Genomic DNA, 1,655 nt, shown 5'->3' with positions numbered 1-1,655 from the left:
TGCTTAAAACTATAGCCCATCAATGTTCCAGGATTTTTTAAGAAATATGTACTTTATGTTAAGAAAAATGTGGGTAATGGATAGCCCACGAGGGGAGAGGGGGGGAAACTGCGCTTGCGGTTGGGGGTGAGGGTGAGGCGGTATCGGTTGTGAAGCTAATACAAAGGCGGGTGATTGAGAATTGGGAGGCGCAGGATGAGCCAGAGCATTTGAAGACGATTCGGGCTCGTCTGTTGAGAAATGAAAAACGGGCGGGATCTCTGTTGAGTTTGTACGGGCAAGTGTTGCGCGACGGAGGGGTGCCGGCGGATGGGACTCCGGAACAAATGGAGTTGCGGCTGTCGGGTTTGGCGGTTAGGCATTCGGGTGTGTTGGAGGTGGCGAACCGGATTTACGGGGAAGTTTTTAATTTGAGTTGGGTTGAGAGGGAATTAGCCAATTTGCGACCTTACTCAGAGGCGTTTAAGGGTTGGGTAGATTCGGGCTGTCAGGACAGTTCGCGGCTGTTGCGGGGGCGAGCGCTGCAGGAGGCTCTGGCGTGGGCGGCGGACAAGCGTTTGAGCGACCGGGACTACCAGTTTTTGACTGCCGGTCAGGAGGTGGAAAAGCGCGAAGTGCTGCTGACTTTGGAGGCGGAAAAAGAAGCGGGTCGGATTTTGGCGGAGGCGAACCAGACGCTAGAGGAGGCGAACCAGACGCTAGAGGCGGCGAATCAGAAAGCTTTGCTCAGAATTCGTGCCGGTGCGGTGGTGCTGGCAATTTCCTTCGCTGGGGCGGCGATGGCTTCAATTATGGCGCTGGCAGCTTTGCAGAAACAGCGAGAAGCGCAAGCCGGTACGAGATTAGAACAGGCGGGGAGTAATGCCTGGCGACAGTTTGAGTGGCAGGAAATCGAAGCTTTGCTCTCAGCAATGCAGGCGGGGCAAGAGCTGAAAAATATTGTTAAGGACGGTCGCCCCCTGGAAGACTATCCCGCCGCCGGTCCGATGCTGGCGCTACAGCAGGTTCAAGGGCAGATTCGGGAGCGAAACCAGCTGCGGCATCAGAACCCGGTTCGGAGCGTGGCGTTCAGCCCGGACGGCAAACGGCTGGCCACCGGCTCATCTGACGGCACCGTCAAGCTGTGGGACTTGCAGGGGAAACAGCTCGCCTCCCTGAAAGGGCATCAGGGCTGGGTCAATAGCGTGGCGTTCAGCCCGGACGGCCAACGGCTGGCCACCGGCTCAGAGGACGGCACCGCCAAGCTGTGGGACTTGCAGGGCAATGAGCTCGCCTCCCTGAAAGGGCATCAGGAGCCGGTCACAAGCGTGGCCTTTAGCCCGGAGGGCCAACGGCTGGCCACCGGCTCAGAAGACGGCACGGCCAAGCTGTGGGACTTGCAGGGCAAAAAGCTCGCCTCCCTGAAAGGGCATCAGAGCTGGGTCAGTAGCGTGGCGTTCAGCCCGGACGGCAAACGGCTGGCCACCGGCTCATATGACGGCACGGCCAAGCTGTGGGACTTGCAGGGGAAAGAGCTCGCCTCCCTGAAAGGGCATCAGGAGCCGGTCTTTAGCGTAGCGTTCAGCCCGGACGGCAAACGGCTGGCCACCGGCTCAAATGACGGCACCGCCAAGCTGTGGGACTTGCAGGGGAAAGAGCTCGCCTCCCTGGAAGGG

1 protein-coding gene is annotated in these 1,655 nt (G+C 59.1%); it reads left to right on the top strand.

Annotation, left to right across the window (positions count from 1 at the left end):
* Positions 1-149: 149 nt before the first annotated feature.
* Positions 150-1,655, top strand: a 1,506-nt coding sequence (locus tag OSC10802_RS43090; protein WP_232731875.1) for a WD40 repeat domain-containing protein, incomplete at its 3' end; no start/stop codon positions are given.

Origin of the sequence: Kamptonema formosum PCC 10802 (genome assembly GCF_000332335.1) — a bacterium.
In the GTDB taxonomy this organism is placed as follows: Bacteria; Cyanobacteriota; Cyanobacteriia; order Cyanobacteriales; family Oscillatoriaceae; genus Oscillatoria.
The sequence above is the reverse complement of the archived record's forward strand: the minus strand, read 5'-3'. Positions and strand labels throughout refer to the sequence as shown.